The organism is Massilia sp. YIM B02769 (genome assembly GCF_030411995.1).
In the GTDB taxonomy this organism is placed as follows: domain Bacteria; phylum Pseudomonadota; class Gammaproteobacteria; order Burkholderiales; family Burkholderiaceae_D; genus Telluria.
Map to the genome: position 1 here is coordinate 169,441 of NZ_JASNRC010000012.1, position 24,992 is coordinate 194,432.

Genomic DNA, 24,992 nt, shown 5'->3' on the forward strand with positions numbered 1-24,992 from the left:
TGGGCCGGGCCGCGCTAGGCGCCCCGTGCCCACGCGTGAACGCCGATCATTGTTGGCCTGGTTCGTCTCGATACGACGCCAACAATGATCATGCTTCACGCGTGGGCACAGGAGCGCCCACCCTACCTATTCCACGGTCATCGCCCCCATTGACAAACCTCGCCCCGTCAACAACAACGTCCCCATAAACAAAAACGCCCCCCACAAACAACAACGCCCCGCAAGCGGGGCGTTGTCGCATCGGGCTGAAAACGATTTAGTTCGTTTTACCGGTCTGGTTGCCGATCACGCCGCCGACAGCTGCGCCGCCAACGGTGCCGACTGCCGAGCCACCGGTCAGGACGCCGCCGACCACTGCGCCGGCGCCGGCGCCGATGGCGGTGTTCTTGTCCTGCTGCGACATGCCGGCGCAGCCGGTCAGGCCCAGGGCCAGGGTTGCGATGGTTGCGCTCACTGCCAGTTGTTTGATGGTTTTCATGATGATCTCCTTGGGTGGGGTTTTACTTCAGGCGCAGGTCGTTATGGACCGACTTGACGCCCTTCACGGTGCGCGCAACCGACGCTGCGGTTGCCACATTCTCTGCCGAGCCGACATAACCGCTCAGCCTGACAATGCCTTCGCGGGTCGCGACATCGATGTCCGCTGCCTGCAGCTCCGGCGCCTTGCCGATCGCCGCCTGCACACCGGTGGTGATCGTGGCGTCGTCCACGGCCCGGGCCTCGGTCCTTCCCGGCACGTTGCCGGAAGTGGCACAGCCGCTGGCCATGCCTCCGATGCCCAGGGCCGCACACAGTGCCGCGGCCGCTTTCCAGTGCGTCATGCAGGTTCCTCGAATGCCGTTCTACGGTCCGGCGATGGGTTCAGAATAGGCCATCGCGGCAATGTGGTCTGTTCGGCAACACACACTGTGGCTGGCCCCGTTTCATGGCGCATTGCACCTGTCTCTCATCCATTACTTCTTGGTCTTGCCAGGCGGTGGCGCGGTTGGCTTGGCGTTCGCCAGGGCCACTAGCCTGGCGCAGTCGCTGTTCTCGCCAGGGCCGGTATTGATCAGCGGGAGCAGGGCCGCCACCGGCGCGGCGATGGTCGCCAGGGCTGCCGCGCCGCCCGCCTTCAGGGCCAGCGTCTTCTTGTCGACCGACACGTCGGGGTCGCTGAAGGTGCCGCGCACGTACAGCGGCGCGCGCAGCGTGAACAGGCGCAGGGCCTTGGTCTCGGGTTTCACCGTCAGGTTCATGCCCTCGTTGCCCAGGTTCACGTTGCCGCTGACGTTGATGATCGCCTCTTTCGTATCGACCACGAACACCTGCGACTGCATCACGCCCTTCTTGACATCGAAGTCGGCCGCCAGGCAGTTCAACTCCACCGGCTTGTCGCCGAACAGCTTGGTCAGGACGATGTTGCCGACGTTCAGTCCGGCCATTTCGAGCAGCATCTTGCTGATCGTGCCCTGGTTCACCAGCGCCTTCACCTCGCCGTTCGAGGTGCCGAGCAGGGCGGCGACCGAGGTGCCGGTGGCCGACAGCTGCGCGTCGCCGTTCACCTGGCCGACGGTGGCCTGCATCTGCTCGATGGTCGGGAACAGCTGCTTGATCTGGATGTGGCGCGCCGAGACCTTGGCGGTGGCCGCGATGGTGTTGCCGGCCTTGCCGCTGCCATCTAAACGGATGGTCGAGCGCAGGGTGCCGCCGGCCACGCCGAAGTCGAGCGGGGCCAGGGTGATGACGCCGTCCTTCATGATCAGGTGGGCCGAGAGCTTGCTGATCGGCAGGGTCTTCTCGCGGACAATCCTGTCCGCCGCGTAGCGCACGTCGGCATCGATGGCTTTCCAGCGCTCGGTGCGGAACTCTTCCACCGGCAAGACCTTGCCGCCCGGCTGCACGGCCTCGACGCCGCGCGCCTTCTTGCTCGCGTTCGAGTCGGCGCCGACCAGCGGACCGAGATCCTCGAACACCAGCTTGTTCGACGCCACGTTGCCCGACAGCTTGCCGCGCGGCTTGCCGCCTTCGTAGACCAGTTTGCCGTGGATGTCGCTGCTGCCGACCTTGCCCTTGAAGTCCTCGTAGGTCCAGCGGCCGTATTCACGGTCGAGCTCGCCGCGCAGGCGGCCCGAGGTCGAGAAGGCCGGGGTTTCCGGCAGCGTGATGCCAGTGAAGTTGTACAGGCGCGCCATGCTGCGGCCGGCCAGTTCCAGCTGCAAATCGACCGCCTTCAGCCTGGCCGGGGAGGTGACCGTGCCTTCGATCGCGATGCGGCTGGGGCCGCTGCGCATGTCGGCCTGGACCGGGTAGGGCGTGTTCTGGTCCTTCAGCGACAGCACCTGGCCTACCTTGCCGCCGCCCGTGACCGGGGCGCCGTTGTAGCTGCCGCCGACCTCGAAGCTGACCCCGTATTTCGGATCGTTGGCCAGGGTGCGCACATTCGCCGTGACGTCGGCCTTGGTGACCGCGTCGACGAAGCGCACCACGCCGTCGGTGAGGACGATGCGCTCGAGGTCGAGCTTCCACTTCGATTCCTTTTCCTGCTTCTTGTAGACCCAGTTGTAGTGGCTGGCGTCGGTGCGCACCAGGTCGACGCGCGGCGCGTCGAAGCGCAGTACCGGGATGCCGATCGTGTGGTGCAGCAGGCCGAGCGGGTTCAGCGAGAACGAAAACTGTTTGACAGCCGCCATGTCGGCCTGCTGCATGTGGGCCGGGTTGCCGACGTGGACGTCGTTGGCGATCAGGTGCGGCCAGGGGATCCAGTCGCGCAGGTTGCGGTCGCCCGGCGCCATCTTGCGCGCAGGGATTTCCCATTCCACGTTGAGGTTGCCGCGGATGGCGAACGGGCGTTCGATGGCTTCGCTCACCTTGGCATTCAGCCAGGGGCGGGCCTTGTTCCAGTCAAAGGTCAGGATGAAAATGACGGCGATGACCGGGATCGCAATCAGGATACCGATTGCGCCGAGGATGATTTTCTTGCGGCGGCCGCTGTGGGGCTTGACGCTGCCGTGCTGGGGAGTGGTGGTGTCTGGCATGACGATCCTTCGCTGGGTGTCAGTGTTGAAGCCAGCTTAGCGCAAAGGCAAGGGTCATCAATGTGCGGTGTCGCACGCTGAAAACGGATGAGCATTGCGATCTATGGTCAGTGTGCGCTAGCGTACCGAACTCGTCTGATAACAGGCTTATAACGTTAACAACTTCCTCACATAAACAGGAGAACAGGATGGACAAGCAATTCCCGATGAAGCGTGTAGTTGGCAGTGCCGCCCTTGCGGCGATGCTGGTACTGACCGGTTGCGCCAGCCAGAAAGCGCCGGCCACCGCCGATGTCGCGGTGTCGCGCAATGCAGTCCAGAACGCCGTGCAGGCGGGCGCCGCCGAGCTGGCCCCGGCCGAGATCACCGCGGCGCGCGCCAAGATGATGCGCGCCAACGAAGCCCTGGCCGCACGCGACTACAAGCTGGCGCGCGAGCTGGCCATGCAGGCCCAGGCCGATGCGCAACTGGCGCAGAGCAAGGCGAACTCGGCCAAGGCCACCGCCGCATCCGACGCGCTGAACGAAGACCTGCGCGTGCTGCGCCAGGAAGTCGAACGCGCAAACTCGCAATAAAGACTGTAGTAACTGAGCGCAGTACCAGAAGAGCAGGGGCCGCGCCTGTGGCGCGCCTCTTTTTCCGCCAACGATAGCGAGGAGCGCCGCCCGCAGGCATGCGGCGGCGCCATCAAGGAGGGCAAGAACATGAAAAACCGTTTCCTGAAACCGGCCGTCTTCGCCAGCGCCATCCTGCTGGCCGCCTGCAGCAGCACGCCGACCACCACGCCGACGCTGGACCAGGCGCGCGCCGATTTCGTTTCCGCCAACAATAACCCGCAAGTCTCGACCTACGCGCCGCTGGAGTTCCGCGACGCCAGCGCCGCGCTCGACCGCGCCAATACCGCCGCCGCCAAGAAGGAAAGCCTGGAAGACATCGACCGCCTGGCCTATGTGGCGAAACAGAAGATCGCCACCGCCCAGGAAGTGGCGCGCGCCAAGGCCGCCGAAGCCAACATCGCGAACGCCTCGATGGAGCGCAACGCCGTGCGCCTGGAAGCGCGCACCGCCGAAGCCGAACGCGCGAAACGCGAAGCCGAACGCGCGAAACGCGAAGCCGAAGCCGCGCAGGCCGCCGCCATGACCGCCCAGCAGCAGGCAAATGCCGCCGCCGAGCAGAACCGCGCCCTGGCCGAACGCGCCGCCAAGCTCGAAGCGATGCTGGTCGAGCTGCACGCCAAGCAGACCGAGCGCGGCATGGTCGTCACCATCGGCGACGTGCTGTTCGCCACCAACCAGGCCACGCTGACGCCGAACGGAACCTCGACCCTGCGCAAGCTCGCCGAGGTGATGCAGCAGAACCCGGAGCGTACCGTGCTGGTCGAAGGGTTTACCGACAGCACCGGCAGCTCGAGCTACAACCAGGACTTGTCGCAGCGCCGCGCGAATGCGGTGGCCACGGCACTGGGCGAAATGGGTGTCGAGCGCCAGCGCATCGCCACCAAGGCCTATGGTGAAGCCTTCCCGGTCGCGGCCAACGACAACGCCGGCAACCGCCAGCTGAACCGCCGCGTGGAGATCGTGCTGTCGAACGGCAATGCGCCGATTCCGCAGCGCACCGCCGGACGCTGAGCCCAGTACGCGGATTTGAAATAAAGGAAGCATCATGGAACATACCGGCAAGCCCCTGGCGCATGGTTTCGATATCGAAGCCATCCGCCGCGCCGCGGCCAACATCGACGAAGGCGCCGTCACCGAAGGCTACGCGGCCGACCGCGAAGCCGTCATCGCCATGCTCAACGATGCGCTCGCCACCGAGCTGCTGTGCGTGCTGCGCTACAAGCGGCACTACTACACCGTCAGTGGGCCGAACAACGGCGCCCTGAAGACCGAGTTCCTCGAGCACGCCCAGCAGGAGCAGGACCACGCCGACCGCATCGCCGAGCGCATCGTGCAACTGAACGGTTCGCCGAACTTCAACCCGGCCACGCTGACCGCGCGTTCGCATGCCGAGTACGACGATTCCGACGACACGCAGGCCATGGTGCGCGCCGACCTGATCGCCGAGCGCGTGGCCATCGAGTCCTACCGCCAGATGATCGCGGCGATCGGCGACAAGGACCCGACCACGCGCCAGATGCTCACCGAGATCCTCGCCGTCGAGGAAGAGCACGCCGACGACATGCGCGATTTCCTCGTGCCGTAAACGTTTAACCCCAACCTTATAACCAACAACAGGAGTGCATCATGCAAGACACCAACGCCCGCTCGATCGACAACAACATGAAAGACGCCAGCGCCGACATGAAAGCCCTGGTCAAGGATGCGCAATCGCTGCTGAGCGCCGCCGCTTCGCTGACCGGCGACAAGGCCGACGAGCTGCGTTCGCGCGGCATGGAAATGCTGGACCGCGCCATGGGCAAGGCCAGCCAGTACCAGGGTCAAGCTGTCGTCAAGAGCAAGGAACTGGCGCACACGGCCGATGTCTATGTTAAAGACAATCCATGGCGCACCGTGGTCGCCGCCGCCAGCGTCGGCCTGCTGGTCGGCATCGTTCTGGGTCGTAAATAATCACCGCCGGAGAACGCCATGGAAAAGACCGACACCGTTGTACATGGTCCCGGACTCATGGGCGGCATCTCCGGCCTGGCGAAGAACCTGTTCGGCCTCATCGTGTCCCGCGTGGAATTGGCGGCACTCGAGTTGTCGGAAGTGCGCAACCACGCGATCGAACTGCTGGCGATCTTCGCTGGTGCGGTCCTCGCCGTGTGGTTCGCACTGGCCTACGGCACCGCGACAATCGTGGCGCTGGCCTGGGACGCCATGGGCTGGAAGATCCTGCTGGTGCTGTTCCTCGTGTTCCTCGTCATCACGGCCGTGCTGGTGATGAAGGGAATGGCGATGCTGAAGCAGGGCAAGCTCGCCTTCCCGGAAACGATGAACGAACTGCGCAACGACCGCGACGCACTGCTGTAAGCGTCAACCAGGGGAGGGTACATGGACAAGCATCATCATAATGACGAACCGACCGGCCTGGCTGGTCACAAGCACAGCCGCGACCCGGCAACCCGCAAGGCCGAGCTGCTGCGCGAGGGCGAGTTCTACCGTGCAGGCGTTGCCTATGCCCGCGCACAAGTGAAACACGGCGCGCGGCCCGAAGTCATGTTACATTCTGCTTTCGACCACGCGACATGGGCACTGCGGGCCAGGGCTGATGCTCTGCTGAAACCCACGGGCACCAGCATCTCGGTCCTGATGCCGTATGGCCTGGCTGCCTTCAACTTCGTGCGCCAGCGGCGCATGGGCAAGCAGGCACTGGCCGGGGCGGTATTGCTGGGTGTGGTGGGCTGGTTCGTGCAAAAGCGGCGGGCGGCGCGCGACGTGGCCTGAGCGCCGCCAGGTCGAAACACAGGGGTGCGGGCAACCGCGCCGCTGCACCCGAAGCGCCACGGCGTGGACGGAAGAATATGGTGGGGCTTGAGCGGCGTCGCAATCGTTGATTGGGCGCCGTCTTTTTTTGCCGTCGTGCTGGAGCCGCGTGGCGCCAGGCGCCAGCGCACCGGCGCCCCCACCGCGACGCGCTAGCGTCCGACCGTGGTCCTGCCTTCGCCGCCGGTATGGCCCGTGCTTGCGGCATGGCCGGTGCCGGCGCTACCCGCCTGCACCGGCGCGTTGGCGCGCAGCGCCTTCATCTCCGTTTCCCAGGTTGCCTGGGCCGTTTGCAGGCAGGCCTGGCGCTCGGCCGCGGGTTGCTGCTTGCAGGCATTCTTCGCTTCATCCAGGGCGGCGCCGATTTCCTTGGTGCGCGTGCGCATGCGCTCCTGGCGCGTCGTGTCTTCCTTGTACCAGCGCACCGGATCGCCTTGCGCGATCTCGCGCGCCTGCTTGCTGGCGGCGGCGGGCGGCACGTTGGCGTCGGTGCTGGCCTGGGCCAGCGCCAGCGGCGCGGCGCCTGCGAGCAGGATGCCGAGCAGGGCAGGCTGGATAAGCGTTCGAACTTTCATGATGACCTCCACAAAGGATGCGGGCCGGCATAGGCCGGCCCGTGGGCAGAATGCATCGACAGGCCGCAAGGGCAGGCCAGCGCGCAGCCGGCCCCGGTGCCTGGTCTTAGTAGCGGTAAACGCGGCCGTCGACCAGGCGCACGCGGTTACCCACGCGCAGGTCGTAGACGCTGTCCTGGACCACGGTGCGGTATTCGCCGTTATCCATGCGCACGTTTACCTGGTACATCTCCTGGCCATTGCCGGCATTGCGGTTGCGCTCGACGTTGTTGCCGATCGCGGCGCCGGCGACGCCGCCGGCCACGGTGGCCGCGGTGCGGCCGCTGCCGCTGCCGACCTGGTTGCCGGCCAGTGCGCCGATCAGGGCGCCGGCCACGGCGCCGCCGCCGCTGGTGCGGTTCTCGGCCTGGGTTACCTGGATCGACTCGATCGTGCCGTAGCCCATCGAGGCGGTGTTGTTGTAGCCGCTGTTGTAGCCATTGTTGCTGTACGAAGGCGAATTGCTGGCGCAACCGGCGAGGACGGCGCTGACGGCGACGACTGCAGCTGCAAGGGTGCGAGTGGCTTTCATATTGTTCTCCTGGCAAATGATGTGAGGCCAGAATAGGCAGGCGCGCGCCCGAGGTCTGTGCGATGACGCACTCATTGTTGCCGAGTTGCTCATGCTGAGCATCATCACGCTGTTGTGTTCGACACCGTACAGAAAGCCGCCTGCGAACGGCGTAAAACGTCACTATCGTGTTGCGAATTGATGAGCACCACCAGCACTAATCGGACCTACAGAACCATGACGACAAGAATGAAAAATACGCATGTGCTACTGATTCTCGGCGCCGCCCTGGCGTGGGCCGGCCATGCACGCGCCCAGGCTGTCACAACGCCGCCGGCCAGCCCGGCCGCCGCCAGCGCAGTCCCTGCAGCGCCGGTGCCGGATGCCAAGACGGCCTACGAGCGGGCGCGCGATACGGCGGCTGCGAACTACAAGGCGGCGCGGGTGCGCTGCGACAGCCTGAGCGGCAACCCGCACGACGTGTGCGAGGCCGAAGCCAAGGCGGAGCGCGTGCGCACCGAAGAGGAAGCGAGTGCCGCCTACAAGAACACCCTGAAGGCCTATACCCAGGCCCGCATGCGCATCGCCGACGCCAACCATGCGCGCGACAAGGCGCGCTGCGGGGCGCTGGCGGGCAACGACCGCGACGTGTGCATCAAGCAGGCCAAGGCGACCCTGGTTGCCGCCCAGGCCGATGCCACCGCGGACCGCAAGATGATCGAAGCGCGCAGCAATGCGCGTGAAGACAAACTGACGGCTGAATACCGGGTCGCACTCCAGAAGTGCGACGCGTTTGCCGGCGCGGCGAAGGACCAATGCGTCCAGGCCGCAAAAACCGCGTACGGCAAGTGACGTACCGGCCCGCTCCAACGAGCACGCAGTAAAAACGATGCAGTTAATATCATTTTTGACCAACGAAGAAAGGGATACATCATGAAACTCACCCAACGCCTTGCTACCGCTGTCTTCACCGGCGCGCTCGCCTTCACCATGGTTGGTTGCGCTTCGGGCCCGCAAAAGGAAAGCGCCGGCGAATACGTCGACGACAGCGTCATCACCGCCAAGGTGAAAGCCGCCTTCGCCGCCGATTCGAACGTGAAAGCCACCGAGATCAACGTCGAAACCTTCAAGGGCGACGTCCAGCTGTCGGGCTTCGTGTCGGATGCCGGCGATGCACAGAAAGCTGTCCAGATTGCCCGCGGCGTCAAGGGTGTAACATCGGTCAAGAACGACATCCGCGTGAAGTAATCAACGCAGCCGGGGCGGCGCGGTCCGGCGACTAACATTCGGCAAACATATGCAACTCGCCAGTCCGGGCTCGGCAGCCGCCGAGCCACACAAGTCCGCCGCCCTCGAGGATAGTCCGGCCGTCACCGTCACCTCCGTGACGCCGGACAGTTCTTCCAGTCAAGCGCATCATCCCGACGACCTCGCCCTTCACGCGAACGGCCTGCGTCTTCCCATCCACGTCAACGCGCGCGGCCTGTCGCTGGGCATCCTGGCCACCGTGGCCTTCGTGTTCGCGCTGCAATGGGCGCAAAAATTCTTCGTGCCGCTCCTGCTCGGCATCTTCATCGCCTATACCCTGAGTCCGGTCGTACGCTGGCTCGAACGCCTGCGCATTCCGCGCGTTGTCGGCGCCACCATCGTCACCGCCGTGCTGCTGGGCGGCATGGGTGCGACCATGTGGCGGCTGCAGGACGAATTCTTCAACATCCTCGACGAGCTACCGACGCTCACCCACAAGGTGACCAAGCTGGTCACCAGTGCCACCGGCGGCGAGGGCTCGACCATCCAGCGCGTGCAAAAGGCCGCCGCCGAGATCGAGCAGGCCACCGCCAACGTCGGCGCCAATCCGCGCCTGATTCAACGCCGCCCGACGATCGCGGCCCAGCATTCGTCGAGCTTCCGCATCACCGACTGGCTGCTGGCCGGCTCGGTCGGCCTGGCCTCTTTCGTTACCCAGTCGACCATGGTGGTGTTCCTGGTATTCTTCCTGCTGCTGGCCGGGGACACCTTCAAGCGCAAGCTGGTGAAACTCACCGGCCCTTCGCTGACGCGTAAAAAAGTGACGGTGCACATCCTGGACGACATCAACACCTCGATCCAGAACTACATGTTCATGCTGCTGGTTACCAACATCCTGCTGGCGCTGCTGATGTGGGTGGCGCTGCGCGCCATCGGCCTGGAAAACGCCGGCGCCTGGGCCATCTTCGCCGGCGTGGCCCACATCATGCCGTACTTCGGCCCCTTGCTGATCACCTCGGCGACCGGCCTGGTCGCCTTCATGCAGTTCGAGTCGCTGCGCATGGTCATCCTCGTGGCCGGCGCCTCGATGGGCATCGCCACCCTGGTCGGCATGGTCGTCACCACCTGGATGACCGGCAAGATCGCCAAGATGAACCCGGCCGCCGTGTTCGTCAGCCTGCTGTTCTGGGGCTGGCTGTGGGGCATGTGGGGCCTGCTGCTCGGCGTGCCGGTGGTGGTGGTCCTGAAGGTGGTGGCCGAGCGCGTCGAGGGCATGGAAGCGCTGGCCGAGCTGCTCGGGGAATAACAACCTTGCAGGGCGGTTTCTCGAACCCAGCTGCCACCGTGCGTCCATCCAGGTAGGGTGGGTTCACGAACCCACCTGCCACCGCGCGCCCATCCAGGTAGGGTGGGTTCTCGAACCCACCTATCACCGCGGTCATCCATGACGTAGGGTGGGTTCTCGAACCCACCAAGAACTTGCCGCAACCCGCCACGAATTCCCTCCCCAAAAAAAACAGCCGCGACATCGCGCGGCTGTTGCACTTACGAGCCAAACTTCAGCTCATGCGCTTCAGGTTCTTCGCCCCGGTCTCTTCTTTCGGCTTGTGCCGCAGGCTGCCCAGCTGCAGCGCGTACTGGCGCGCGAACTCGGCGCCGAGGAAGAAGATCTGCGCCGAGTAATACACCCAGAGCAGCAGGGCGATCAGCGAGCCGGCCGCGCCGAAGCTGCTGGCGGCGCCGCTGTTGCCGATGTACAGGCCGATGCCGTATTTGCCCAACGTGAACAGGGCGGCGGTGCCGAGCGCGCCGATGGTCACGTCATGCCAGGACAGGTGGATGCGCGGCAGCAGCTTGTAGATGGTGCCGAACAAGGTGGCGATGACCAGGAAGCTGATGCAGGAAGAAATCCAGCCGACGATGATCGACGCTTCCTTGTACATGCCGCCGAAATAATTTTCGACTACGGCCATCGCCGCGCTCACGACCAGCGACACCATCAGCAGGAAGCCCAGCACCAGGATCAGGCCGAACGACAGCAGGCGCGTGCGCACCGTGTCCCACCAGCTCGCGTCCTTCGGCGGCGGCACGTCCCAGATCTCGTCCAGGCTGTCCTTCAGTTCGGCGAAGACCGAGGTGGCGCCGACCAGCAGCAGCACGGTGGCGATGATGGTGGCCATCAGGCCGCTGTCCTTGTTTTGTGCGCCCGCCAGGATGGCCTGGATGGTATCGGCGCCCTGGGCGCCGACCAGGCCGCGCAGTTCGTTGAAGAGTTGCCCCTGTGCCGCCTCGGCGCCGTAGAAAAAGCCGGCTACGGCGATCACCAGCACCAGGATCGGCGCCAGCGAGAACAGGGTGTAGTAAGCCAGTGCGGCGCCCTTGCTGGCGGCGCGGTGGGCCAGCCATTCGGTGACGGCGCACTTCATCACATGGATGATCTGGCGTGAATATGGAAACCATTGCTTGACGGCCATACCGGATCTCCAGAAAAAGAAAAAGGGGCACGCAGCCCCTTGGGCCGGACGTCGCGTGGACGTCCGGGATAAAGAGGCAATATGTCATTGCCCCTGCCGGCGGACCGGAATTACTGCACGCGTTTTTCGATGGTGATCTGCTCGACTTCAACGCGGCGGTTCGGTTCCAGGCACTTGATCAGGTCGGCGCGCTTCTTGTCGTTGCACTCGACGACCGGATTCGATTCGCCCTTGCCGATGGCGTTCAGGCGGCTGCCGTCGATGCCTTTGCTGACCAGGTAGTCACGCACGGCGTTGGCGCGGCGTTCCGACAGCTTCTGGTTGTAGCTGTCCGAGCCCAGGCGGTCGGTGTAGCCGGTGATGTCGACGTTGGTGATGCTGGTGTCGGCTTGCAGGGCCATGGCGATTTCGTCCAGGCGGGTCTGCGGCATGCGCAGTTCAGCCTTGTCGAACTGGAACAGTTCGGTAGCCGACATCGTCACTTTTTCGAAGCGTGCTGGCGGTGGTGGCGGCGGAGCGACCGGAGCCGGGGCTGGTGCCGGCGGCGGGGTTTCGACGACAGGAGCCGGTGCCGGCGGTGCTGGCGGCGGGTTGAACGCGTAGTTCAGGCCGACGGTCACGTACTTGTTGTTGCTTTGCTCGAAGCCGTACTCGCTTTCGTGGCGCAGGAAGCCGCGCACCGAACGGATGTCGGCCTGCAGCGACCATTGCGGGCTCAGGCTGGCCTGGAAACCGACGCCCATGGTGGCGTATGGCGAGTTCTTGCTGATGCGGCGGAACTGGTTTTCAACCTTGTCGCGCTCGGCGCCGACGCCGAACAGGACGAATGGGCGGAACTGTTTACGCGACAGCATCAGCAGCGCATCGACGCCCAGGGTGGTCTGGCGGTAGCGCGCGGCGCCGTCTTCGGTGCGGACGTGCGTCGCGCCCATCTGGATATCCCAGTACGGGTGCACGGCCTTGCCGAACTTCAGGCCGCCGCCCCAGTCCTTGTCATCGGTGCCGAAGTTGCTGTCAGGCTTCATGCCGACAACGCTAGGCTGGATGTACCAGGACGGGTTGATCATCTCCGACGCTTCTTGAGCCAGTGCGGAACCAGCGGCACAGAGCATGGCGACGGCCAGGGCGATCTTCTTCGAATTATTCACAGGAAACTCCCATAAGTTGAAAAGGTGGGTGACATCGCATGTTTGACAGTGATGTTGGAGTGAAGAATACGAGGTCGAGTTCCGTAGGGTCCGTGCGCTAGCGCACCTATGGGTACTGCTGAGTGACAAATTCGCAACGTTGACAGCTTGATTTCACAATTGCTCTATATAGAGGGAAAGTTCATTTAACTTAATTGGAGGAAACTTTCTAATTTTCTGATGCCCCGTTGTATCCGCGCAACAGAGGGCATGTTAAGTGGAGTTCGTTTGATTTTTCATAACACGTGTGCTTGGCGAAATTCCGGGTGGAATTTTGCCAATGTGGGCTGGCGCACAGACCAGAGATGATGACGCAGGCAATCTTGAGCCCAGTTAAACGGAACCCAAGGTGTTGTCAGGGTGTCAGACAGACACACAGCGACCCGGACCACACAGTCTCTCTCTATCTAACGGAGTACACCAACATGCATGCAACGACCCATCACAACGCGGTGCAAGGCGAACACGGCGCAGTGCACACTTCCAGCAACTCAGCGCTGATCGAACGCGTGCCGCCCCAACCGACCGAACGCGCCCCGATTTCGTTGGCGCCGATCGAGCGTGTGCGGTCTACCTCGGCGACCCAGCGCCGGATCGAGAACATGCAAAAACTGATCAACGAACTGTCGACCCATGAGATGCTCGCCGACGAGATTGCATGGTTCCTGAAATTCTCGCCGTCCGGCGCACGCAAGTACATCCGCGACCTGCGCGAAGCCGGCGTCATCGAACTGGCCCGCTACATCGAAGGCACCGCCACCTACCTGGGCAAGGCCGTGTACCAGATCTGCCCCGACCAGGAACGCGTGAAAGCCTTCCTGGCCGCCATCTGCCAGCCGAAGCGCGAAGGCGCCGCCCCACGCAAGGAGCGTCCGGGCCTGCGCGAGCAGAGCATGGCCGGCAGCGGCCGCCACTTCCACATCCTGGCCGACGACACCCACTACGCGATCCGCGTGAACCGCAGCCCGGTCGCCCGCGATCCGCTGGTCGCCGCCCTGTTTGGCCCGGCCCCCGGCCAGGTCGCCAAGTAACGCGCCCCTGCGCCTGCCGGAAGGGCGCAGCGGTGGAGACCCGCGAAGCCCCTCCTGATTCGACGATCGCTGTCGTCACGCAAACGCCGCCTTGTGCGGCGTTTGCCGTTAACATCACCATTGCCACCATCGCGCGCTGTTTGCTGTCATTGCGCCAGCCACGGCCCTGCTCGACGGGTGCAGTTGAAAACCCGTCAACAAGCCCCAACTGCGGCGGATGTCCTGACCTGGAAAGGAAATCCCATGTTGCCGAGTGCCGAATCGCTGGAAGGAAAACCCGTACCGAGTGTCGTCTTCAAGACGCGTCCCCACGACGCCTGGCAAGACTTGACGAGCGACGAGCTGTTCAAAGGCAAGACCGTCGTGGTCTTCGCGCTCCCGGGCGCCTATACGCCCACCTGTTCCTCGACCCACCTGCCGCGCTTCAATGAACTCGCGCCTGTGCTGCGCGACAACGGCGTCGACGAGATCGTCTGCATTTCCGTGAACGATGCCTTCGTCATGAACGAATGGAAGCATGGCCAGGATGCCGACGCGATCACTTTCATCCCCGACGGCAACGGCGATTTTTCGCGCGGCATGGGCATGCTGGTCGACAAGCGCGACCTCGGCTTTGGCCAGCGTTCCTGGCGCTATTCGATGCTGGTACGCGATGGCGTCATCGAGAAAATGTTCATCGAGGAAGAGGGCGATGATGACCCCTTTGCCGTCTCGGATGCCGACACCATGCTCGCGCACATCAACCCGGAGGCACGGGCGCCCGAGCCGATCGTGATGTTCTCGCGTCCCGGCTGCCCGTTCTGCGCGCGCGCCAAGGCGGCGCTGGCGCGGCATCGCCTGCGGTATACGGATATTTCGCAAAGCCAGAAGATCAATACCAGTGTGCTGCGCGCCGTCAGCGGCCGCATGACCTGGCCCCAGGTCTTCATTGGCGGCGAGCTGATCGGCGGTGCCGACGAGCTGGACTCGCACCTGGCCCAGCGCATGGCGGCCGCTTGAGCACCACCTTGTTACCTGGCGGGAGCCGCTGATGGAAGCCTTGCTGACCGTTTCCGCACTCGTGGCCGCCGGCCTGCTGGCCTGGGCCATCCCGCGCTGGCGCCTGCGCCGCGCCCTGTCCGCGCCGCTGCCGCCGGCGGCGCTGGACACGCTGGCGCGCAATGTCGAGCAATACCGCGGCATGGACGCCGCGCAGCGCAGCCGCCTCGAGCGCCTGGTGCGCCGCTTCCTGCACGAAAAAACCTTTGTCGGCTGTGCCGGCCTGGACATCACCGACGAGATGCGGGTGACGATCGCCGGCCAGGCTTGCCTGCTGCTGCTCGGCACCAAAGGCGAGCTGGTCTACCCGACCCTGCATTCGGTGCTGGTCTATCCCGGCGCCTTCCTGGTGCCGCGGCGCCAGGTCGACGAGGCCGGCGTCGTCAGCGAGGAGCGCCAGGACTTGCTGGGCGAATCCTGGGGCGACGGACGCGTGATCCTGTCCTGGGACCACGTGCGGCGCGCGGGCGGCGACGACCCCGGCCACAATGTGGTGCTGCACGAGTTCGCCCACCAGCTCGACAGCGAATCCGGCAGCACCAACGGCGCACCCTATCTCGGCAGCGCCGAGCGCTACCGCAGCTGGTCGGAAGTGCTGTCGCGCGACTTCGACGCCTTGCGCCACGACGCCTGGTTCGGCCAGCAGGGCGTGCTCGATCATTATGGCGCCACCAATCCGGCCGAATTCTTCGCGGTGGCGACCGAAGCCTTTTTCGAGCAGCCGCACCGGCTGGCCGAGCGGCATACTGCCCTGTTCGAGGAGTTCCTGAAGTATTACCGGGTCGACCCGTGCGCCTGGAGCGCACCGCCGGCGCCGGTGCCGGACTATGGGATGGTCTACGGGCAATGGCAATAGACAGTGTGCGTTTGCGTACAGAGCAAGCAGCCCAGCAGGAGCATGCTGCTGTCATTACGACGCAGGAGAATGCCATGTCTACCATCATTGCAGGACACTTTGAACTCCAGGACGAAGTCGACACGGCGCGCCGCGCCCTGGCCGAGGCCGGGTTCTCCCAGGAGCGCATCAGCGGGTTTTATCTCAGCCAGGCCGGCCAGCACGACATGACCCCGATCGGTGGCGACAACCTGCACTCGCCAGGCGCCAAGGAAACCCCGGTCGGCGTGGTGCAGGGGGCGGCCACCGGCGGCGCCATCGGCGCGGCGGTCGGCACGGCCACGGTGCCGCTGACCGGACCGGCCGGCCCCATCGTCGGCGGCCTGGTCGGCGCCCACGTCGGCTCGCTGTTCAGCTTTTCCAAGATGAAGGAAGCCGGCGAGCATGAAGAGGGCGGGCGCGCCCCGATCGAGCAGCGCAAGGCCGGGATGCTGGTGGCCGTCGCGTTCGACGAGGCCGGCGACGAAGGCCGTGCGGTCGAGGTGCTGCGCCGGCTGGGTGCGGTGCAGATCGAGCGTGCACGCGGCAACATCGTCAACGGCGACTGGGCCGATTTCGACCCGTCGCAAGCGCCGGATATCGTGCACTGAGTGTGCACTGAACCTGTTGTTTGTCGCACGGCCAGCGTGCCGTGCGGCTTTTCTGGTTTGATCTATCTCAATGTTCCCAGGAGCAGCGCTCCTAGACTTGTCCGTTCCGGCCGCTTGGCCGTCGACAAGGGGGGCAAGAATGGAAGAGAAACGCGTAGCATTGGTGACCGGCGGCATGGGCGGCCTCGGCACCGCCTTGTGCCGCCGCCTGCATGACGCGGGCTTTGCGGTCGCACTCACTTACTCGCCGGGCAATCCCGCGCCCGAAGGCTGGCTGGCCGCCCAGCGCGACGAAGCCTACCGCTTCAGCGCCTATCGGCTCGACGTCACCGACCACGATGCCTGCGCGGCGACCGTGGCGCAACTGCTGGACGAGCTGGGCCGGGTCGACGTGCTGGTGAACAATGCCGGCATCACGCGCGAACGCAGCCTGCGCAAGATGACGCTCGACGACTGGCGCGCCGTGCTGTCCACCAACCTCGACAGCGTGTTCAACATGAGCAAGCAGGTGATCGAGACCATGGCCAACCGGCGCTGGGGCCGCATCGTGAACATTTCCTCGGTGAACGCGAACGCCGGCGCCTTCGGCCAGGTGAACTACGCCGCCGCCAAGGCCGGCATGCATGGCTTCACCAAGGCGCTGGCGCTGGAAATGGCGCGCCATGGCGTGACCGTGAACACGGTGTCGCCGGGCTACCTGCGCACGAAGATGGTCAGCGCCGTGCCCGCCGATATCATGCAGGGCAAGATCCTGCCGCAAATTCCGGTCGGGCGCCTGGGCGAGCCGGACGAAGTGGCGGCGCTGGTGGCTTACCTGTGCTCGGACGCGGCCGGTTTCGTGACCGGCGCCGACATCGCCATCAACGGCGGCCAGCACATGCGCTGACGCCGGGCGCAGCGGAAGCTCAGCGTTTCTCGAAGCGCGTCTGGCAGGCAATGCACAGGCGCGCTTCGGGTCGGGCCTGCAGGCGCGAATAGCCGATGTCGTTGCCGCATTCCTCGCACAAGCCATAGCTTCCGTCCTCGAACTTGGCGAGGGCATGGCGCAGTACCTGGATCTGGGCCGCGTGGTTGCCGGCCGCTTCCAGGGCCAGGTCGTTCAGCAGGCGCACGGTGGCCTTGTCGGCGGGCGAGGTTTCGACTTCGGGGACGGGCAGGTCGCGCGCGCCTTCCGGTGCCGCTTCCCTGACGTCATCGAGGCCGCTCAGCGCGGCAAGCCGCGCCTCGAGCGTGGCGCGCAACTGCGCCAACTGGCCTGCGTCGAGGGCGGTCATGGCGAGGGGGCGCATCTCAGGACCGCAGCGCGACCGGGCGTTGCGCAGCTTGCGTGCTTATTCGAGGCAAAGGAAAGCGGTCCATTGCGCACTCCCCACATGACGATGTGGGACCAGTGTAGCGCGATGCGCGAAGGATGAACATGGGCGCACGCGTGCGCCCAGGACAGCGAGGGCGGGCAGGCCCGGTCGGGCTGCGCCGGCGTCAGGCGCTCTTGCTGGCCGGGGGCGGCGGCTGGTTGGCCTGGATCGCCGCCATGTGCGCGCGGATCCTGTCGAGGGCGCCGACCACCGAGGCGGCTTGCCCGGTGGCGGCGGCCCCGGCCAGTTGCAGCAGGCCGCCCACCAGGCCGGTGACGTCGCCGATCAGGGTGATCTTGCGGATCTTTTCGGCCGCCTCGGTCGTCAGGGCGATCACGCTGCGCTGCGACTTGCCGAGCGACTTCACGATATAGGTGGCGGCATCGGCGTACAGGCCGTTGGCGCGCTGGCGCAGCACGACTTCGTCGTCGAGCAGGGCGCGGGCGGCCGCCTGCACCGCGTCCGGCACCGTGCGGCCCTCGTAGGCGCGGATATCGCGCATGATGCGTTCGTGCAGCTGGTCTGCGCAGGCGGACAATTGATCGGCCAGTTCGACGATCTGGGCGACGCTGGCCAGGCCGCTGCCTCCTCCGTTGTCCGCTTGCGCGCTGGCCGGCGCGGCGCTTGCCGCTACCGTGGTGTCATCCGCGGCGGTGTGCGCCGTGGATTGCCCGGCAGCCTGTGCCGCTGCCCCGGCCGTGCCCGCTGTTGTCCCCGTCTGCTTGTCCATGCCTTCTCCTTGAGATCAGTCGCCCGACAGGCCGTCGCGGATCATCCGCAAGTCCCGCGCGTAATTGCCCAGCATGCGGCGCACGTCCGCCTCCGACAGCTTGTGCAGGTTCTCGCGCAGCTTCTGGTGCCCGAGCGCCACTTTCGTCAGGCCCTGCAGCGCCAGGTCGTAGCGGCGGTCGATGAGCTTGTATTCGCTGGACTTGTTCAGGTAATGCACCTTGGCCAGCGTAACCAGCATGCGGTCGCTGCTCCTGGTGTTGAACGGCAGCTCGACGTCGAAGATGCCGAGCACGGTCTTCTTCTCATTCTCGTTGGTCTTGTAATACAGGCGGGTGAGCGAGATCATGGCCTCCAGCAGCACCTGGACGTCGGCGTCGCCGTCGCGCACCATGGTTTCCACGCTGCGGTTCTGGTAGCCCGAGGCGATCACCCGCGTCAGCAGGCGCGTCAGGCCGGTGTAGGCGGCGATGTGGCGCTGCTGCAGGGCCGATTCGGTGTTCGCCTTCAGGCCATTGCCGAGGTCGTCGATGCGTTCGGATAAATCGTAGCGGGTGTCGCCGGCCAGCAGGCTCAGCGTTTGCATGTAGAGCACCACCGCCTTTTTCACGCTGACGAAGTCTTCGTAGACGGCGCGGCGCTTGGCGTCGTTATCGCGCGCCAGCTTGTCGGCGGCCGCCGGCAAATAGGGCTGTTCGCGCTCGTAGGTGTCGCGGTAGCGGCGCGAGAGTTCGGCGTAGCCGCCCAGGCGCGCCGAGGCGTCGGCGAATTCGCGCACTTCGGTCAGGCTGACGGGACCGTTGGTGGTCGCGCAGCCGCCCAGGAACAGGCTGAGGCCAAGCAGGGCGGTGGCGACGAGACGGGAAGTGTTCATCGGGTCCTCTCAAGCGGCAAAGATGCCGACCGGAAAGTACCCATTCTGGCAAACGGCGCATGCAGCGGCGTTGCAGTTGGTCAACTCATTCGTTGACGGTGTTGCGCCTTATGCCAGCTTGGACAGATCGAAGTGGGGATTCTCGATGATGCCGAACAGATTGCCATACGGGTCGCGGATGGTGGCGACCTTGATGCCGTCGCCGACGTCCTCCACCGGCGACTCGACCGTGGCGCCCAGGCCTTCCAGGCGCGCGACTTCGGCGCGTGCATCCGGCGTGCCCCAGTAGGCGGTGGCGCCGGCACTGCCGGGCACGCCATCTGGCACCAGGCCGAGCTCGAAGCCGCCGACCTCGAAGCCGACATAGAAGGGCTGGTCGAAGTAGGGCGCCTTGTCGAGCACGCGGCGGTACCACTCGGTTGCCTCGCTCAATTGCGTGACGGGATAGATGACGGTGCGCAGTCCCTGGATCATGGCGGTCTCCGGTATTGATCAGCAGACAATCCTGCCGCAACGCCTGCGGCTTGTCCAGCTTTGCAGTTTTTGACTGCCGGTCAGCCGGCCAGTTCCGTACGCCAGGCCAGGCCTTGCGCGGTATCACCCTGCGGGTTGTATTCGCAGCCGATCCAGCCGGCATAGCCGAGTTCGTCCAGCAAACGGAACAGGTAGGGGTAGTTGATTTCGCCGCTGCCCGGTTCGTGGCGGCCCGGCACGTCGGCCAGCTGGATGTGGCGGATCACGGGCAGCAGGGTGCGTAGGCTATTGGCCAGGTCGCCTTCCATGCGCTGCATGTGGTAGATGTCGAATTGCAGGAAGAGATTGTCGGCGCCGCATTTTTCGATGATGGCGGCGGCCTGGCGCGAGCCGGTCAGGAAATAGCCGGGCATATCGCGGTCGTTGATCGGCTCGATCAGGAGGTCGATCTGCTTTTCTTTCAGCTTGGCGGCGGCGAACTGCAGGTTGGCGACGTAGGTGGCATGGGCGCGTTCCTGCGGTACGTTCGGCGGAATCTTGCCTGCCATGCAGTGCAGCTGCCTGACGCCGAGTTCTTCGGCGTAATCGAGGGCGAGGGCGACGCTGTCCTGGAATTCGCCGATGCGGCGCGGGTCGCAGGCCATGCCACGGTCGCCGGCTGCCCAGTCGCCGGGCGGGAAATTGTGCAGGACCAGTTGCAGGCCGTAACGCGCCAGGCGGCCGCTGATCCAGTCGGGCTCGCAGGCGTAGGGGAAGAGGAATTCGACTGCATCGAAGCCGGCCGTCCGCGCCGCTGCGAAGCGGTCGAGGAAGCTGAGCTCTGGGAACAGCGTGCTCAGGTTGGCGGCGAATCTTGGCATGGCGGGTCTCGGATGTTGACAGTCCGCTATCCTAGCATTCGGGGTGAAAAGCTGCCGGGGTGGGGCAATCGTGTGGACGGCACGCGGCTGCAACCGTACGGTGGGCACGGCGTGCCCACGCGGAAGCTTGCGTGGTGATTGCAGGCTTAGAACCCTGGCAGCCGCGTGTCGCCGGTGCGTCCTCGGGCATACCGCGAACACGGCATCAGGCGGCAGGTCGCATCACCGCGTTCGGACGATAACGCAGCATCAGCTTCCGCGTGGGCACGGCGTGCCCACCGTACGCTTGAGGTCAACCTACTTCGTGAGCCAATAAAAAAAGGACAGGCAGGCATCCCGGTCCTGTCCTTCTCGGCAAACGCTGGCGCCGATTAACGGTCGCGCCCGCCCTGGCGTGGCGCCGCACCGGTACGCGGACCGCGGCTGGCGCCGCCGTTACCGCCATTGCCGCCACGGTTGCCGCCGCCGGCGCTCGCCGGACGCGAGCCATTGCCGCTGCCTGCCGGACGGCCACCGTTGCCGGCGCCCGCACCAGCACTGCGGCCCTGGCCCTGGCCGCCACGGCCACCGCCTGGACGGCCGCCGCGGTTGGCATGGCCCGGTGCGCCGCTGCGCAGCTGGATAGGCTGGGCCTTGGCGTTCAGGTCAGGCTCGAAGCCCGGGATCACGTGACGCGGCAGGGTCTGCTTGATCAGCTTTTCGATGTCTTTCAGCATCTGGTGCTCGTCGACGCAGACCAGCGACACCGCTTCGCCGGTGGCACCGGCGCGGCCGGTACGGCCGATGCGGTGCACGTAGTCTTCCGGCACGTTCGGCAAGTCGTAGTTCACGACGTGCGGCAATTGATCGATGTCGATGCCGCGCGCGGCGATGTCGGTGGCGACCAGCACCTGCAGGCTGCCGTCCTTGAACTCGGCCAGGGCCTTGGTGCGGGCGGACTGGCTCTTGTTGCCGTGGATCGCCATGGCGCCGATGCCGTCCTTGCCCAGCTGCTCGACCAGTTTGTTCGCGCCGTGCTTGGTACGCGTGAACACCAGCACCTGGTGCCAGTCGTTTTCCTTGATCAGGTGCGACAGCATCGGGTGCTTCTTATCGCGGTCGACCGGGTGGATCTTTTGCGCGATCACTTCCACGGTGGAGTTGCGGCGCGCCACTTCGATCGAGGCCGGGTTGTTCAGCAGCTTGTCGGCCAGGGCCTTGATCTCGTCCGAGAAGGTGGCCGAGAACAGCAGGTTCTGGCGCTTCGGCGGCAGGATCGCCAGCACTTTCTTGATGTCGTGGATGAAGCCCATGTCCAGCATGCGGTCGGCTTCGTCCAGGATCAGGATCTCGACCTTCGACAGGTCGACGGTGCGCTGGCCCACGTGGTCGAGCAGGCGGCCCGGGGTGGCGACCAGGATGTCGACGCCGTGCTTGAGCAGCTTGATCTGCGGGTTGATGCCGACGCCGCCGAAGATCACGGCCGAGTTCAGGTTGGTGTACTTGCCGTACAGGCGCACGCTTTCCTCGACCTGGGCCGCGAGTTCGCGGGTCGGGGCCAGGATCAGGGCGCGCACGGCGCGTGGCGCGGTCTTGTTCTTCTGGGCGGCGCCGATGGCGTCGCTCGACAGGCGCTGCAGCAGCGGCAGGGTGAAGCCGGCGGTCTTGCCGGTACCGGTCTGGGCACCGGCCAGCAGGTCGCCGCCGCCCAGCACCGCAGGGATCGCCTGGGCCTGGATCGGGGTCGGCGTGGTATAGCCTTGTTCAGTAACTGCCCGAACGATAGCGTCGGACAAGCCGAGGGTAGCAAATGACATAGATTCTCTGGTGAAGTTGATTCCGCCGCCGGCGCAAGCGGCGCCAGGATCGGATAGGGCAGTTCAAGGGCATGCCGGCGCAACATTGCATCGTGTGCAGGATGCGCGCGCCAACCCGGAACTGATTATAGTGAATTTGTTGCCGTGTGGAAATGCATGCTTGAAAGCCGCCTTGCGCGTCCTGCGCCGGCGGCCTGCAATCCATCTATTCTACGCGAGTTTGAAATTACGCGAACGGGACCATCAAAGGAACCATCTGCGCGAACACCTTCGGGCCGGCGGCGATGATGTCGCCCTTGTTCAGGTAATCCGACTCGCCGTTGAACTCGCCGACGATGCCGCCGGCTTCGGTCACCAGCAGCGAACCCGCGGCGATGTCCCAGATCTTGAGGCCTTTTTCGAAGTAGCCATCGACGCGGCCGGCGGCCACGTTGGCCAGTTCCAGCGCGGCCGAGCCGGCGCTGCGCACGCCGTGGCAGCGCGAGGCGACGACTTCGTACATGCGCAGGTATTCGGCCAGCGCGCGCGGGTCGGGACCATGGCCGGCGGCCAGCAGGGATTTCAGGATGCGGTCGTTGTTCTTGACGCGGATACGCTTGTCGTTCAGGTAGGCGCCGGCGCCCTTGGTGGCGGTGAACAGGTCGTTGCGGACCGGGTCGTAGACCACGGCCTGCGTGATCACGCCGCGCTGTTGCAGCGCGATCGAGATGCAGTAGTTAGGATAGCCGTGCAGGAAGTTGGTGGTGCCGTCGAGCGGATCGATGATCCAGACGTATTCGCTTTCGTCGTTCAGGTTGCGCGAGGCGCCCGATTCTTCGGCCAGGATGGCGTGGTCGGGGTAGGCCTTGAGCAGGGTTTCGACGATGGCTTGCTCGGAAGCCTGGTCGACGTCGGTGACGAAATCGTTGTGTTGTTTTTCCGAGACGGTAACGCGGTCCAGGTCGAAAGACGCGCGGTTGATGACAGTGGCAGCGCGGCGAGCGGCCTTGATGGCCGTGTTGAGCATTGGGTGCATGTAAGCTTTTTCCGTAAAAAAATGCTGACGCCCACCGCGCAGTCTGGCGCCGTGAACCGTCGGAATAGAATGAATTAAAGAGCAAAGCGGCGCCGAACCCGTTAAAATCCCGGCCCTTGAAGCCTGACTTTATCTGTTCGCGCCGCGCGATGGCGCTATTTTAAATGAACCCGCCAGATTCCGACACGTCTCTTTTTTCCCGCCTGCGCTTCGTGCTCGTCGAAACCAGCCGCGCCGGCAACGTCGGCTCGGTGGCGCGCGCCATGAAAACCATGGGTTTTTCCGAACTGGTGCTGGTGGCGCCGCGCTGCGCCGACCCGCTCACCGATCCGGAAGCGGTGGCCTTTGCCAGCGGTGCGCTCGACGTGCTGTCGAATGCGCGGATAGTCGGCAGCATCGGCGAAGCCCTGGAGGGCTGCAATTTCGCGGCGGCGGTGTCGGCGCGCCTGCGCGAGTTTTCGCCGCCGGTGTGGACGCCGCGCGGCTTTGCCGGGCACATCGCGGCGCAGCATGAGCTGCGGCCGGCGCTCATCTTCGGCAACGAACGGGTCGGGCTGCCGAACGAGATCGTCGAAGGCTGCAACGTGCTGATCAACATTCCGGCGAACCCCGCGTATTCCTCGCTGAATTTGTCGCAGGCGGCCCAGGTGCTGGCCTACGAGTGCCGGATGGGGGCGCTCGGCGATGCGCTCCCGGCCACGCCGGTCGGCTACCATGGCGACGCCGCCAGCCTGGCCCAGATCGAAGGCATGTATGCCCACCTGGAAGAAGCGCTGGTGTCGATCGGCTTCCTGAAGGCGGACAATCCCGGCAAGCTGATGCCGCGCCTGAAGCGCCTGTTCTCGCGTACCGGGCTGGAGACCGAGGAAGTGAACATCCTGCGCGGGATCGCGCGCCAGATCCTCAAGCGCTAGGGCGAGCGCTTTCCTTCAGTACCGTCATGCACGGTCAGGTGCCGAGCGAAATCACCTCGTCGCCGGCCATCGCACGGCATTCGGCGCCGAGCGGCGGACCATCGCGGCGCACGACGATCTGCTGCGTATCGTGGCACAGCTCGACATGGCGCGTGCCCGGAACCGTGCGCCGCACAAACCCCTCGATCGCAACGGGCACGCTCACCTGCAAGGCCAGCGCGTGGATGTCATCGACCGGATGGTCGTCGACGTGCACCAGCGGCACGAACTGGCCGGCGAACATCAGCAGGTGCGAGGGTATCCGCACCGGGCCGGCGACGTAGCCTTGCGCGCGCAGCCAGTCCTGGGCTGCTTCGCGCGCGTGCTCGCCACTCGCGATGCCGCCCCAGGCACTGGCCAGCAGCTCGGCCACCCACTGGTTGCAGTTCTGGTAGCGCGTGCCGAAGGCAAAGGCATTCGCGCTGTACCGGCCGGCCAGCAGCGACAGCACCAGCGGCTTGTCGAGCGCCGCCTTTTCCAGTTGCGCGCTTTGCGCGTCGGGCAGGAACAGCAGCGACACGTGCCCGTGCGAGGGTGCGTCGGCGCCCAGCGCGAAGCCGGACATGCCCTGGTCGAACAGGCGCGGGCGTGCTTCCTCGCAGGCGTAGTACAGCTGGCGCACGCCCCAGCGGCTGCCGGGGTTGTCCATCAGCGCCACGCCGGCGTGCGAGTAGAGCAGGCCGAAGCGGCTCAGGTCGACGCCGGCGCGCGCGACCAAAGCGACGCGCTGGCCCGAGCGTTCCAGTTCGTCTTTCACCGCGCCGGCAAAGCGCAGCACCCGGTCTTGCTCGCCTGCGGTGATTTCGCGCGGACGTTCGCAGAAGGTCGGCAGGCCGGCCCAGGCCGCGCTGGCGGCGCACAGCAGCAATGCGCCGGCGCCCATGCTGGCAAGACGCCGCATCGAAT

30 protein-coding genes are annotated in these 24,992 nt (G+C 65.3%); 15 read left to right on the plus strand and 15 right to left on the minus strand.

Going from position 1 to position 24,992, the window contains the following annotated elements:
• Window positions 1-256: 256 nt before the first annotated feature.
• From QPK31_RS19945 to QPK31_RS19955, 3 genes are all read right to left on the minus strand, one after another.
• Window positions 257-478: a glycine zipper 2TM domain-containing protein gene (locus QPK31_RS19945; protein WP_290424628.1), complete on the minus strand. Its 222-nt coding sequence runs from the start codon at window positions 476-478 to the stop codon at window positions 257-259.
• Window positions 479-500: 22 nt separating this feature from the next.
• On the minus strand, window positions 501-821 hold the full coding sequence (locus QPK31_RS19950) for a BON domain-containing protein (RefSeq protein WP_290424629.1): 321 nt from the start codon (window positions 819-821) through the stop codon (window positions 501-503).
• A gap of 132 nt (window positions 822-953) precedes the next feature.
• Window positions 954-3,017 carry an AsmA family protein gene (locus QPK31_RS19955; RefSeq protein WP_290424630.1) on the minus strand — a complete coding sequence of 688 codons (2,064 nt, stop codon included), beginning with the start codon at window positions 3,015-3,017 and terminating at the stop codon, window positions 954-956.
• 188 nt (window positions 3,018-3,205) lie between these two features.
• Here QPK31_RS19955 and QPK31_RS19960 point away from each other — a divergent pair, with 188 nt between their 5' ends.
• The 6 genes from QPK31_RS19960 (at window position 3,206) to QPK31_RS19985 (ending at window position 6,403) form a co-directional block, all read left to right on the plus strand.
• The gene (locus tag QPK31_RS19960) at window positions 3,206-3,592 is read left to right on the plus strand and encodes a DUF4398 domain-containing protein (RefSeq protein ID WP_290424631.1); all 387 of its coding nucleotides are present in this window, start codon (window positions 3,206-3,208) and stop codon (window positions 3,590-3,592) included.
• A 129-nt stretch (window positions 3,593-3,721) separates the two neighbouring features.
• Entirely contained in the window at window positions 3,722-4,645 is a 924-nt protein-coding gene (locus tag QPK31_RS19965) for an OmpA family protein (protein ID WP_290424632.1), read from the plus strand.
• A 34-nt stretch (window positions 4,646-4,679) separates the two neighbouring features.
• Window positions 4,680-5,219 carry a bacterioferritin gene (locus QPK31_RS19970; RefSeq protein ID WP_290424633.1) on the plus strand — a complete coding sequence of 180 codons (540 nt, stop codon included), beginning with the start codon at window positions 4,680-4,682 and terminating at the stop codon, window positions 5,217-5,219.
• Window positions 5,220-5,260: 41 nt separating this feature from the next.
• The gene (locus tag QPK31_RS19975) at window positions 5,261-5,584 is read left to right on the plus strand and encodes a YqjD family protein (protein WP_290424634.1); all 324 of its coding nucleotides are present in this window, start codon (window positions 5,261-5,263) and stop codon (window positions 5,582-5,584) included.
• 18 nt (window positions 5,585-5,602) lie between these two features.
• The gene (locus tag QPK31_RS19980; RefSeq protein WP_290424635.1) at window positions 5,603-5,989 is read left to right on the plus strand and encodes a phage holin family protein; all 387 of its coding nucleotides are present in this window, start codon (window positions 5,603-5,605) and stop codon (window positions 5,987-5,989) included.
• Between the two features lie 21 nt (window positions 5,990-6,010).
• Complete coding sequence (locus tag QPK31_RS19985) at window positions 6,011-6,403, plus strand: hypothetical protein (protein ID WP_290424636.1); 393 nt, start codon at window positions 6,011-6,013, stop codon at window positions 6,401-6,403.
• A 191-nt stretch (window positions 6,404-6,594) separates the two neighbouring features.
• Here the strand turns inward: QPK31_RS19985 and QPK31_RS19990 are convergent, their stop codons facing one another.
• Together QPK31_RS19990 and QPK31_RS19995 are read right to left on the minus strand one after the other, a co-directional pair.
• Complete coding sequence (locus QPK31_RS19990; protein WP_290424637.1) at window positions 6,595-7,017, minus strand: hypothetical protein; 423 nt, start codon at window positions 7,015-7,017, stop codon at window positions 6,595-6,597.
• A 106-nt stretch (window positions 7,018-7,123) separates the two neighbouring features.
• Window positions 7,124-7,588 (minus strand): glycine zipper 2TM domain-containing protein, encoded by a 465-nt coding sequence (locus QPK31_RS19995; RefSeq protein ID WP_290424638.1) that lies wholly within the window; start codon window positions 7,586-7,588, stop codon window positions 7,124-7,126.
• A gap of 228 nt (window positions 7,589-7,816) precedes the next feature.
• Between QPK31_RS19995 and QPK31_RS20000 the strand changes: the two genes are divergently transcribed.
• The 3 genes from QPK31_RS20000 (at window position 7,817) to QPK31_RS20010 (ending at window position 10,121) form a co-directional block, all read left to right on the plus strand.
• Window positions 7,817-8,419: a hypothetical protein gene (locus tag QPK31_RS20000; RefSeq protein ID WP_290424639.1), complete on the plus strand. Its 603-nt coding sequence runs from the start codon at window positions 7,817-7,819 to the stop codon at window positions 8,417-8,419.
• Window positions 8,420-8,500: 81 nt separating this feature from the next.
• Window positions 8,501-8,815 carry a BON domain-containing protein gene (locus QPK31_RS20005; RefSeq protein ID WP_290424640.1) on the plus strand — a complete coding sequence of 105 codons (315 nt, stop codon included), beginning with the start codon at window positions 8,501-8,503 and terminating at the stop codon, window positions 8,813-8,815.
• A 49-nt stretch (window positions 8,816-8,864) separates the two neighbouring features.
• Window positions 8,865-10,121, plus strand: coding sequence for an AI-2E family transporter (locus tag QPK31_RS20010; RefSeq protein ID WP_374045828.1), 1,257 nt, complete (start codon window positions 8,865-8,867; stop codon window positions 10,119-10,121).
• 253 nt (window positions 10,122-10,374) lie between these two features.
• Here QPK31_RS20010 and QPK31_RS20015 read toward each other — a convergent pair whose 3' ends face one another.
• Complete coding sequence (locus tag QPK31_RS20015) at window positions 10,375-11,289, minus strand: YihY/virulence factor BrkB family protein (RefSeq protein WP_313177403.1); 915 nt, start codon at window positions 11,287-11,289, stop codon at window positions 10,375-10,377.
• 110 nt (window positions 11,290-11,399) lie between these two features.
• Window positions 11,400-12,437 carry an OmpA family protein gene (locus QPK31_RS20020; protein ID WP_290424642.1) on the minus strand — a complete coding sequence of 346 codons (1,038 nt, stop codon included), beginning with the start codon at window positions 12,435-12,437 and terminating at the stop codon, window positions 11,400-11,402.
• A 464-nt stretch (window positions 12,438-12,901) separates the two neighbouring features.
• On the opposite strand from QPK31_RS20020, the gene QPK31_RS20025 reads away from it, so the two are divergent.
• From QPK31_RS20025 to phbB, 5 genes are all read left to right on the plus strand, one after another.
• Entirely contained in the window at window positions 12,902-13,507 is a 606-nt protein-coding gene (locus tag QPK31_RS20025) for a winged helix-turn-helix domain-containing protein (protein ID WP_290424643.1), read from the plus strand.
• A gap of 243 nt (window positions 13,508-13,750) precedes the next feature.
• Window positions 13,751-14,506: a glutathione peroxidase gene (locus QPK31_RS20030; RefSeq protein WP_290424644.1), complete on the plus strand. Its 756-nt coding sequence runs from the start codon at window positions 13,751-13,753 to the stop codon at window positions 14,504-14,506.
• Between the two features lie 31 nt (window positions 14,507-14,537).
• Window positions 14,538-15,401, plus strand: a complete 864-nt coding sequence (locus QPK31_RS20035; RefSeq protein ID WP_290424645.1) for a zinc-dependent peptidase — start codon at window positions 14,538-14,540, stop codon at window positions 15,399-15,401.
• 74 nt (window positions 15,402-15,475) lie between these two features.
• Window positions 15,476-16,030: a hypothetical protein gene (locus QPK31_RS20040; protein ID WP_290424646.1), complete on the plus strand. Its 555-nt coding sequence runs from the start codon at window positions 15,476-15,478 to the stop codon at window positions 16,028-16,030.
• Window positions 16,031-16,169: 139 nt separating this feature from the next.
• Complete coding sequence (gene phbB / locus QPK31_RS20045; RefSeq protein WP_290424647.1) at window positions 16,170-16,916, plus strand: acetoacetyl-CoA reductase; 747 nt, start codon at window positions 16,170-16,172, stop codon at window positions 16,914-16,916.
• A 19-nt stretch (window positions 16,917-16,935) separates the two neighbouring features.
• Here phbB and QPK31_RS20050 read toward each other — a convergent pair whose 3' ends face one another.
• The 7 genes from QPK31_RS20050 to QPK31_RS20080 form a co-directional block, all read right to left on the minus strand.
• Entirely contained in the window at window positions 16,936-17,319 is a 384-nt protein-coding gene (locus tag QPK31_RS20050; protein WP_290424648.1) for a TraR/DksA family transcriptional regulator, read from the minus strand.
• A 190-nt stretch (window positions 17,320-17,509) separates the two neighbouring features.
• Window positions 17,510-18,115, minus strand: coding sequence for a hypothetical protein (locus QPK31_RS20055; RefSeq protein WP_290424649.1), 606 nt, complete (start codon window positions 18,113-18,115; stop codon window positions 17,510-17,512).
• Window positions 18,116-18,130: 15 nt separating this feature from the next.
• On the minus strand, window positions 18,131-18,988 hold the full coding sequence (locus QPK31_RS20060; protein ID WP_290424650.1) for a hypothetical protein: 858 nt from the start codon (window positions 18,986-18,988) through the stop codon (window positions 18,131-18,133).
• Window positions 18,989-19,096: 108 nt separating this feature from the next.
• The gene (locus QPK31_RS20065) at window positions 19,097-19,462 is read right to left on the minus strand and encodes a VOC family protein (RefSeq protein WP_290424651.1); all 366 of its coding nucleotides are present in this window, start codon (window positions 19,460-19,462) and stop codon (window positions 19,097-19,099) included.
• Between the two features lie 80 nt (window positions 19,463-19,542).
• The gene (gene otnI / locus QPK31_RS20070) at window positions 19,543-20,322 is read right to left on the minus strand and encodes a 2-oxo-tetronate isomerase (protein ID WP_290424652.1); all 780 of its coding nucleotides are present in this window, start codon (window positions 20,320-20,322) and stop codon (window positions 19,543-19,545) included.
• A gap of 371 nt (window positions 20,323-20,693) precedes the next feature.
• On the minus strand, window positions 20,694-22,118 hold the full coding sequence (locus QPK31_RS20075) for a DEAD/DEAH box helicase (RefSeq protein WP_290424653.1): 1,425 nt from the start codon (window positions 22,116-22,118) through the stop codon (window positions 20,694-20,696).
• Between the two features lie 226 nt (window positions 22,119-22,344).
• A complete protein-coding gene (locus QPK31_RS20080; RefSeq protein ID WP_290424667.1) occupies window positions 22,345-23,124 on the minus strand; it encodes an inositol monophosphatase family protein in 780 nt (259 codons plus the stop codon).
• 173 nt (window positions 23,125-23,297) lie between these two features.
• Here QPK31_RS20080 and QPK31_RS20085 point away from each other — a divergent pair, with 173 nt between their 5' ends.
• Window positions 23,298-24,047, plus strand: coding sequence for an RNA methyltransferase (locus tag QPK31_RS20085; RefSeq protein ID WP_290424654.1), 750 nt, complete (start codon window positions 23,298-23,300; stop codon window positions 24,045-24,047).
• Between the two features lie 34 nt (window positions 24,048-24,081).
• Here the strand turns inward: QPK31_RS20085 and QPK31_RS20090 are convergent, their stop codons facing one another.
• Window positions 24,082-24,987 (minus strand): DUF2145 domain-containing protein, encoded by a 906-nt coding sequence (locus QPK31_RS20090; RefSeq protein WP_290424655.1) that lies wholly within the window; start codon window positions 24,985-24,987, stop codon window positions 24,082-24,084.
• Between the last annotated feature and the right edge of the window lie 5 nt (window positions 24,988-24,992).

Bases quoted from the DNA above. Each gene is read 5' to 3' on its own strand.
- QPK31_RS20050 (WP_290424648.1), bottom strand. From the start codon at position 17,319: ATGCGCCCCCTCGCCATGACCGCCCTCGACGCAGGCCAGTTGGCGCAG.
- QPK31_RS20075 (WP_290424653.1), bottom strand. From the start codon at position 22,118: ATGTCATTTGCTACCCTCGGCTTGTCCGACGCTATCGTTCGGGCAGTT.
- QPK31_RS20005 (WP_290424640.1), top strand. From the start codon at position 8,501: ATGAAACTCACCCAACGCCTTGCTACCGCTGTCTTCACCGGCGCGCTC.
- QPK31_RS20030 (WP_290424644.1), top strand. From the start codon at position 13,751: ATGTTGCCGAGTGCCGAATCGCTGGAAGGAAAACCCGTACCGAGTGTC.
- QPK31_RS19980 (WP_290424635.1), top strand. From the start codon at position 5,603: ATGGAAAAGACCGACACCGTTGTACATGGTCCCGGACTCATGGGCGGC.
- QPK31_RS19970 (WP_290424633.1), top strand. From the start codon at position 4,680: ATGGAACATACCGGCAAGCCCCTGGCGCATGGTTTCGATATCGAAGCC.
- QPK31_RS20040 (WP_290424646.1), top strand. From the start codon at position 15,476: ATGTCTACCATCATTGCAGGACACTTTGAACTCCAGGACGAAGTCGAC.
- QPK31_RS19960 (WP_290424631.1), top strand. From the start codon at position 3,206: ATGGACAAGCAATTCCCGATGAAGCGTGTAGTTGGCAGTGCCGCCCTT.
- QPK31_RS20035 (WP_290424645.1), top strand. From the start codon at position 14,538: ATGGAAGCCTTGCTGACCGTTTCCGCACTCGTGGCCGCCGGCCTGCTG.
- QPK31_RS20085 (WP_290424654.1), top strand. From the start codon at position 23,298: ATGAACCCGCCAGATTCCGACACGTCTCTTTTTTCCCGCCTGCGCTTC.
- QPK31_RS20080 (WP_290424667.1), bottom strand. From the start codon at position 23,124: ATGCTCAACACGGCCATCAAGGCCGCTCGCCGCGCTGCCACTGTCATC.
- QPK31_RS19965 (WP_290424632.1), top strand. From the start codon at position 3,722: ATGAAAAACCGTTTCCTGAAACCGGCCGTCTTCGCCAGCGCCATCCTG.
- QPK31_RS20010 (WP_374045828.1), top strand. From the start codon at position 8,865: ATGCAACTCGCCAGTCCGGGCTCGGCAGCCGCCGAGCCACACAAGTCC.
- QPK31_RS20000 (WP_290424639.1), top strand. From the start codon at position 7,817: ATGAAAAATACGCATGTGCTACTGATTCTCGGCGCCGCCCTGGCGTGG.
- QPK31_RS19995 (WP_290424638.1), bottom strand. From the start codon at position 7,588: ATGAAAGCCACTCGCACCCTTGCAGCTGCAGTCGTCGCCGTCAGCGCC.
- QPK31_RS19945 (WP_290424628.1), bottom strand. From the start codon at position 478: ATGAAAACCATCAAACAACTGGCAGTGAGCGCAACCATCGCAACCCTG.
- QPK31_RS20090 (WP_290424655.1), bottom strand. From the start codon at position 24,987: ATGCGGCGTCTTGCCAGCATGGGCGCCGGCGCATTGCTGCTGTGCGCC.
- QPK31_RS20025 (WP_290424643.1), top strand. From the start codon at position 12,902: ATGCATGCAACGACCCATCACAACGCGGTGCAAGGCGAACACGGCGCA.
- QPK31_RS19950 (WP_290424629.1), bottom strand. From the start codon at position 821: ATGACGCACTGGAAAGCGGCCGCGGCACTGTGTGCGGCCCTGGGCATC.
- QPK31_RS20060 (WP_290424650.1), bottom strand. From the start codon at position 18,988: ATGAACACTTCCCGTCTCGTCGCCACCGCCCTGCTTGGCCTCAGCCTG.
- QPK31_RS19985 (WP_290424636.1), top strand. From the start codon at position 6,011: ATGGACAAGCATCATCATAATGACGAACCGACCGGCCTGGCTGGTCAC.
- QPK31_RS19990 (WP_290424637.1), bottom strand. From the start codon at position 7,017: ATGAAAGTTCGAACGCTTATCCAGCCTGCCCTGCTCGGCATCCTGCTC.
- phbB (WP_290424647.1), top strand. From the start codon at position 16,170: ATGGAAGAGAAACGCGTAGCATTGGTGACCGGCGGCATGGGCGGCCTC.
- otnI (WP_290424652.1), bottom strand. From the start codon at position 20,322: ATGCCAAGATTCGCCGCCAACCTGAGCACGCTGTTCCCAGAGCTCAGC.
- QPK31_RS19955 (WP_290424630.1), bottom strand. From the start codon at position 3,017: ATGCCAGACACCACCACTCCCCAGCACGGCAGCGTCAAGCCCCACAGC.
- QPK31_RS20055 (WP_290424649.1), bottom strand. From the start codon at position 18,115: ATGGACAAGCAGACGGGGACAACAGCGGGCACGGCCGGGGCAGCGGCA.
- QPK31_RS20065 (WP_290424651.1), bottom strand. From the start codon at position 19,462: ATGATCCAGGGACTGCGCACCGTCATCTATCCCGTCACGCAATTGAGC.
- QPK31_RS19975 (WP_290424634.1), top strand. From the start codon at position 5,261: ATGCAAGACACCAACGCCCGCTCGATCGACAACAACATGAAAGACGCC.
- QPK31_RS20015 (WP_313177403.1), bottom strand. From the start codon at position 11,289: ATGGCCGTCAAGCAATGGTTTCCATATTCACGCCAGATCATCCATGTG.